This window comes from Pirellulales bacterium (assembly GCA_019694455.1).
In the GTDB taxonomy this organism is placed as follows: domain Bacteria; phylum Planctomycetota; class Planctomycetia; order Pirellulales; family JAEUIK01; genus JAIBBY01.
The window spans coordinates 22316-29244 of record JAIBBY010000057.1 but is presented as its reverse complement, the minus strand read 5'-3'; the positions used below and the strand labels follow the sequence as shown (position 1 = coordinate 29244).

6 protein-coding genes and 1 tRNA gene are annotated in these 6929 nt (G+C 61.1%); 4 read left to right on the top strand and 3 right to left on the bottom strand.

Annotation, left to right across the window (positions count from 1 at the left end; all coding sequences use genetic code 11):
• The 3 genes from glmS to K1X71_18005 all read left to right on the top strand — a co-directional run.
• Positions 1 to 1281: glutamine--fructose-6-phosphate transaminase (isomerizing) (gene glmS / locus K1X71_18015; GenBank protein ID MBX7075042.1), on the top strand; the 1281-nt coding region annotated here is incomplete at its 5' end.
• Between the two features lie 75 nt (positions 1282 to 1356).
• Positions 1357 to 1427, top strand: a tRNA-Gln gene (locus K1X71_18010).
• A 120-nt stretch (positions 1428 to 1547) separates the two neighbouring features.
• On the top strand, positions 1548 to 2495 hold the full coding sequence (locus K1X71_18005; GenBank protein MBX7075041.1) for a hypothetical protein: 948 nt from the start codon (positions 1548 to 1550) through the stop codon (positions 2493 to 2495).
• Between the two features lie 11 nt (positions 2496 to 2506).
• On the opposite strand, the gene K1X71_18000 is transcribed toward K1X71_18005, so the two are convergent.
• The 3 genes from K1X71_18000 to K1X71_17990 all read right to left on the bottom strand — a co-directional run bounded on the left by K1X71_18000 (position 2507) and on the right by K1X71_17990 (position 5266).
• A complete protein-coding gene (locus K1X71_18000) occupies positions 2507 to 3463 on the bottom strand; it encodes a TIGR00266 family protein (protein ID MBX7075040.1) in 957 nt (318 codons plus the stop codon).
• 81 nt (positions 3464 to 3544) lie between these two features.
• Positions 3545 to 4807: a tRNA (N(6)-L-threonylcarbamoyladenosine(37)-C(2))-methylthiotransferase MtaB gene (mtaB, locus tag K1X71_17995; protein ID MBX7075039.1), complete on the bottom strand. Its 1263-nt coding sequence runs from the start codon at positions 4805 to 4807 to the stop codon at positions 3545 to 3547.
• A gap of 54 nt (positions 4808 to 4861) precedes the next feature.
• Entirely contained in the window at positions 4862 to 5266 is a 405-nt protein-coding gene (locus tag K1X71_17990; protein ID MBX7075038.1) for an ATP-dependent Clp protease adaptor ClpS, read from the bottom strand.
• Positions 5267 to 5420: 154 nt separating this feature from the next.
• On the opposite strand from K1X71_17990, the gene K1X71_17985 reads away from it, so the two are divergent.
• Positions 5421 to 6815, top strand: coding sequence for a dipeptidase (locus K1X71_17985; protein MBX7075037.1), 1395 nt, complete (start codon positions 5421 to 5423; stop codon positions 6813 to 6815).
• Positions 6816 to 6929: the final 114 nt, after the last annotated feature.

Here is a 6929-nt window from a genome sequence, read left to right as displayed (position 1 = left end):
GCCGAAGAAGAACACTTTATCGCCAGCGATCCCTCGCCGCTGGTTGGGCATACTGACAAGATCGTTTACCTGTCCGACCACGAACTGGCTGTCGTCACTGCCGATGCGCTCCGCATCGTCCATCGCGACCAAGGACGGGTCCATCCTCATGTGGAAGTGCTCGATTTCGAATCGGGCGACGTCGATCTCAACGGGTATTCGCACTACATGCTCAAAGAGATCTTTGAGCAGCCAGAAACTCTGGCCAATACGATGCGGGGCCGGCTCAGCGTCGACGACGCCACCGCCGTTTTTGGTGGCCTCAATATCTCGCCGCAAAAGCTTCGCGCCATCGATCGCATCGTACTGACCGCCTGTGGCACCAGTTGGCATGCCGCCCTGGTTGGCGAATATCTGCTGGAGGAGTTCGCGCGCATCCCGGTCGAGGTGGAATACGCTAGCGAATTGCGTTACCGCAATCCTCCGCTAGAGAAGAACACGCTGTTGTTCGCCATCACGCAAAGCGGCGAAACCGCCGATACGTTGGCCGCGCTCCGCGAGGTCAAACGCAAGGGGCATCCCACCCTGGCGATATGCAACGTGGTGGGCAGCACCATCGCCAAAGAGTCGGATGGCGGCATGTACCTGCACGCCGGGCCAGAGATCGGCGTGGCCTCCACCAAGGCCTTCACCTCGCAGTGTGTGGCGCTGGCCATGCTGGCCCTCTACTTTGGCCGTATGCGCCATTTGAGCTTTGGCCAAGGCCTCAAAATCATCGAACAACTCAAGGCGTTGCCAGATCAGGTTCGAGCGGCCCTCAACTGCAACACGGCGGTGCAGGCAATTGCGCAAAAGTACTATCAGGCCAACAACTTCCTTTACCTGGGCCGGCAGTACAATTTTCCCACGGCGCTCGAAGGCGCCCTCAAGCTTAAGGAAATCAGCTACATCCATGCCGAGGGGTACCCTGCGGCGGAAATGAAGCACGGCCCCATCGCTCTGGTCGACGACGAGACGCCCAGCGTCTTTCTCATGCCGCAGGGCCTCGTGTACGACAAGGTGATGGCCAATCTGGAAGAAATCAAAGCGCGGGGTGGCCCGGTCATCGCCATTGTTTCCGATGGCGACTCGCGCGCCGCGGAACTGGCCGACGATGTGATCTATGTCCCCTGGGTCGAGGATTTCCTGCAACCCATCGTCAACGTCATCCCGCTGCAGCTACTGGCCTATCATGTGGCGGTGCTGCGCGGCTGCGATGTCGATCGGCCCCGCAATCTGGCCAAGAGCGTCACGGTCGAATAGCCCGCGCCCGCTCCCTTTCGCCTTGATCTTGCCTATCATTACCGATAGAACCATTCGCTGGCCGTTAGGCCGTTCTACCCGGTAGTGTAACGGTAACACTAGGGATTTTGGCTCCCTCATTCTAGGTTCGAATCCTAGCCGGGTAGCCTTGTTCATTCTCCGCAAGACGATGAACCAGGCTCGCCGTTGCAAGTCGCGCTTGGCCCAAAGCGCAACCGGCGGCCATATCAACCGAACCGTCAAGCAAAATCGCGAGCAAGGCACGGATGCCGCTCACTCTTACGCCACGCCTGCTCGAGGGAATCAGCGTCTATCAAGACGTGCTGCTCGCTGGTCGCGTTGCGCATCGTGGCGAGCGCGATTGCAGCCGCCGCTGGCAATTGATCGATTCGTACCTGCCGGAAGCGGGCGCCATTCTCGACGTCGGCTCCAATTTCGGCTGGTTTGGCCTGAACATCGTGCAGTCACGTCCCCAATGCTTGGTCGTCAGCGCGGAGGCTGACCTGCGCTCGGCCCGCGTGCAACACGCCGTATTACAGTCGCATCGAGCGAACTCCGCCGTCGGCCTGACCGATGTCGAGCGTATTGTCGTTGTCACCCGCCGGCTGACTGCCAACCGGATGACGCCGTGGCGCCGCTGTGGACAACAATTCTCGGCCGTGCTGTGCCTCAACGTATTGCACTGGATGCGCGATCATGCCGCGTTGATGCAATCGCTCGACGCCATCGCGGGTCGCATCTTTGTCGAATATCCCGATCCCGCCGAACAAGGCGCCGGCCTCGAACGCGTCCGCAGGGAGATCGGCCCGATCGGCGAATATCTGTCGCGCTTGTTCCCGGCGCGCGCTGTGATCTGCCTCGGCATGCTAGAAAGCCATCGCGCCATGGCGCCGCCGCGCACGCTCTGGATGGTCGATTATCCACCCGGTTGGATGCCGGCTGCAGCCGAACTGGATATCGAGAGTCTCTTGCGACTCAGGCCAGTCTGGCCGCCACCGGCCGCTTGGCGCCCGGTGCCACCGACTGCAACGAACTTCGACAGTCGTCCCTTAACGCTTACCCTCAATGGCCTCGCCGGCGGCGAGCGGTCAGAGCGAAAATCGGCACATGTACTCAGGCGCCTGCTTCAAATCCCTAGCGATGCGCCATTCTCCAATACGCAACTCGCGCTCGATCGCGTGCGCCGCCAGTTGCGACCTTGGCTCCCATTCTGATTCGAGCGACATCAACCATTGTCGCCATCGAGCATCCGTCCCAGTCCACCTAACAGCGACCCTTCTTCCTTGCCGCCGCGTCCCATGCTTGGCGCTGCGGCAATGATCCGACCCGCCAATCGCGAGAACGGCAGCGACTGCAACCAAATGTCGCCGGGGCCAGTCAATGTGGCAAAAAACATCCCCTCGCCGCCAAAAATCGAGTTCTTGATTCCGCCCACGAACTCGATGTCGTAATGCACACTCGGCAGCAGCGCAACCAGGCACCCGGTGTCGACGCGCAGCGTCTCACCAGGCTTCAGCGTCCTCCGCATCAAAGTGCCGCCAGAATGCACCATCGCAATGCCATCCCCGGTCAGTCGCTGCATGATGAAGCCTTCGCCGCCAAACAAGCCCGCGCCAAGTCGCTTGTGAAACGCGATGCCAACCTGCACGCCACGCGCTGCGCAGATGAACGAGTCCTTTTGGCAGATCAGCTCGCCCCCCATTTCGTCGAGGCGCATCGGTAGCATCTTGCCCGGGTACGGAGCGGCAAAACCCACCTGCTCACGCGCCCCGCCGCCGTTCATGAATGTGGTCATGAACATCGACTCCCCGGTCAAGACGCGTTTGCCGGCCGACATCAGCTTGCCGAACAGACCAGATTGCTGCGCCGATGGATCGCCAAACACGGTGTCCATCTGAATGCCGGAGGTCATGTACATCATGTTGCCCGCCTCGGCCACGACCATCTCGCCCGGATCGAGCGTGATCTCGACGTACTGCATCTCCTCGCCAAAGATCTCGTAGTCAATCTCGTCGGCCCGGCGCGATTTCGGCGGCGCGGGAGGACCACTGGCGCCACGCAGCGCCGCGACAATCGCGGGCACATGCCGCGCCTCGGTCCAATCGGTCAGCCCCGGCCCAAACACCAAGGTGCGTTCTCCGGCCGCGCCTGCGAGTTGCTTAGCAAGGTCGGAAACCGTCATCGGCCCCACCGATTCCGTGCCGCGCGCCAAGTACCACGCTCCATCGCCTGCCATCGGCAATCTCCAAAAAAGGGTTCGCGGTCATAGCTCGCCGACGATGCGGCCGTCGCGAATTTCGCACGCCACGACCGTGGCATATTGCCCAATGCTGTCGCGGTTCGCCTCAAATTCAACGGGCGCGTAGCGGCAGGAGGTGCCCGTCATCCAACCCGCGCGGTTGTCGACAGGCGACTCGACTAGCGTTTCCAGCCGAATGCCCAGCAGGCTCTCAAAGTAGCGCTGCTTGAGCCGTTGTTCCAGTTCAGCCAGTCGCGCGGCGCGATCCGCCTTTTCGTCGGCCGACACCTGATCCGCCATGCGCGCGGCGTCGGTGCCGCGTCGCGGACTGAATGGAAAGATGTGTATCTTGGAGAAGCCCACCTCAGTGGCCACATCGCAGGTCGCTTGAAACTCGCTTTCCGTTTCGCCCGGAAAACCCACGATGATGTCGGTGGTGATTGCCGGCCGGTCAAGGCTCTCTTGCACCAACCGGCAGCGATCGACAAATCGCCGCGCTCCCCAGCGGCGCCGCATCCGCGCAAGCACGGTATCGGAACCGCTTTGCATTGAGATATGCAAATGCGGACAAATCCGCTGCGGATATGCCGCCATGACGGCCACCAGTTCGCGAGTCACTTCGGTCGCTTCGATGCTCGATAACCGCACGCGAAATTCGCCCGGCAACGCGACGATGCGCTCCAACAGATGCGACAACCGCATCCACTCGCACTTCGGCCGGCCGCGATTCAGATCGACCCCATAGTGCCCCAAGTGAATCCCCGTGAGCACAATTTCGCGGTAGCCATTTCCGACCAGTCTCGAAATTTCGCTCAAGATCGCCGCTGGCGCTCGGCTGGCCAGCCCCGGTCGCACGGTTGGGATGATGCAAAAGCTGCAATTCAAAATGCAGCCATCCTGCACTTTGACATACGCTCGCTGGCGGCCGCCGAAACTCGAAATACCAGTCGGAATATCGACCACGCCAAACCGGCCCAACAGATCGGGCAACTCGCGCTTGTCGCGCACCACCTCGACCACTCCCGGCAACGCCGCCACTTCTTCTGGAGCGCGCGTGGCGTAGCAGCCCATGACCACGATCCGCGTGCCGGGGTTTCGCCGCGCCAATTGTCGAATCGTTTGCCGGCTCTTCGAGTCCCCCTCATTGGTCACAGTGCAGGTGTTCACGATGCACAAGTCGGCCGGTTGTCCTTCGGCCGCGTCGTGATAGCCAATGCCGAGCAGGCCTTGGCGAACGTATTCCGTCTCGTATTGGTTGACCTTGCAACCCAAAGTCACCGCGCGCATGCACGGACCATTCGGTTCGGTCGAGCTTCCTACTTCACTGCTGATCGACATCGCTTACTCGACCGGCTCGATCGTTGCCCACATCGATCCCTGGCAACCATCGATCAATCCGTCTTTGCCGTAGGCATGGATTTGATCGCGCTTCAGCTCCGCATGCTCGCGCGTGGTTGTCAGCACCACCGCGCGCCCCGTGGTGTCCACCTCCTTGGCAAGCTGGTATCCCTTTTCCAGCGGATGGCCAAATAGCTCTAGCAGCATCGTCATCACATAGCCGTGCGAGTGGTCGTCATCGTCCCACAGCACCACCTGATACGGCGGCTGCCGCTTCGGCTTCTTCTTGTCGTTGGTCGCCTCGCGGCGCTTGGGCTGCGTAGGCTCTGTCTCGACGGGCGGTTCCGCAACCGCCGCGCCGACAGATTCGCCTTGAGCCGCCGAAAGCCCGTTGCGTGTGATTTTCATGGAACAGAGCGTCTGCAATGGCAGGAAGCAGTCGTGCCAGCCTTCCTGGCGGCCGCTTCAATAGCCGACCAGGCGAGCTGGCGATATTATACCGAAACCAAGCCGCCCCCCAGTGTGTGGCGGCCACTTCTAAGCTAGCGAGAAACGGACACCGATGCCAAGTTCCAGCCCGGACGCGGTTGCCAAAGTCGATCAATTCGTTGCCCAAAATGCCGATCGCTATGTGGCCGAATTGTGCGAACTGCTCCGTATTCCCAGTGTCAGCGCCGACAGCAAGCACAAGCCAGACATCGAGAAGGCCGCGGCTTGGGTCGCCGGGCAATTCAAATCCATGGGTCTCAAGACCGAAATTTGCGCCACGCCCGGCCACCCCATTGTTTATGCCGAGTCGCCGCCGGTGGACGGCGCGCCAACGGTTTTGGTTTATGGGCATTACGACGTGCAACCTCCCGATCCGCTCAACGAGTGGATATCGCCCCCTTTTGAGCCCACCCAGCGCGACGGCAACCTCTACGCCCGCGGCGCCACCGACGACAAGGGGCAGATGCTCACTCATGTGAAGAGCACAGAAGCTTGGCTGAAGAGCGGTCAGTCGCTGCCGCTGCAACTCAAATTCTTGATCGAGGGAGAAGAAGAGGTCGGCAGCCGTCACCTGGACGATTTTATTGAAGCCAACCGCCAGCGATTGGCGTGCGATGTGGTCGTCATCAGCGACACCAGCCAATTCGCCCCCGGCCAACCCGCCATCACCTATGGCCTCAAGGGAATCGCCTATTACGAATTGCGGTTGACCGGGCCCAAGCAAGACTTGCACTCCGGCACCTTTGGCGGCTCGGTCACCAACCCGGCCAATGCCCTCACGCGCATGCTCGCAGCCCTCATCAACGATCGTGGGCAAGTCCAAGTCCCTGGCTTCTACGACGACGTGACCCCGCTGACTGCGGCCGAACGCAAGCAATTCGCCGAGATCGATCGTGGCGAAGCCGAGTACATGCAGCAGGTCGGCGTCGATGGCCTGTCTGGCGAAGAAGGCTTCACCACCATCGAGCGCCGCTGGGCGCGCCCCACGTTCGACATCAACGGACTGTGGAGCGGTTATCAAGGCGAAGGCGCCAAGACGGTTCTCCCAGCCAAGGCCGGCGCCAAATTCAGCTTTCGCCTGGTCCCCCAACAAGACCCTCGCAGGATTTCCGCGGCGCTGCGCCAGCGTTTAACAGAGCTTTGCCCTCCAGGCATCAAGCTGGAACTGATCGACTTCCACGCCGCTCCCGGCGTCGTCGTCCCGCTCGACAGCCCTTATATGGCCGCCGCCAGTCGCGCAATCGAAGGCGGCTTTGGCCGCCGACCAGTGTTCATCCGCGAAGGAGGCTCCATCCCCGTGGTGGGCACTTTCAAGCATTTGTTGGGTGTCGATACCCTCTTGCTGGGCTGGGGGCAGAACGACGACAACACCCACTCGCCAAACGAAAAGTTCTCGATCGCCGACTTCCATCGCGGCATCAAGACCAGCGCGCATCTCTGGCACGAATTGGCGCAAGTGAAGCGTTAGCTGTAGCGCGACAGAGCCATTCCAGCATCCCAATCGTTGGAATAACGCTCTGGCGGCGTTTGTGGTAAAACGTGTGGCCTGCCAGCCTGAAGAGTCATTCGCCAGGCCTTGGCG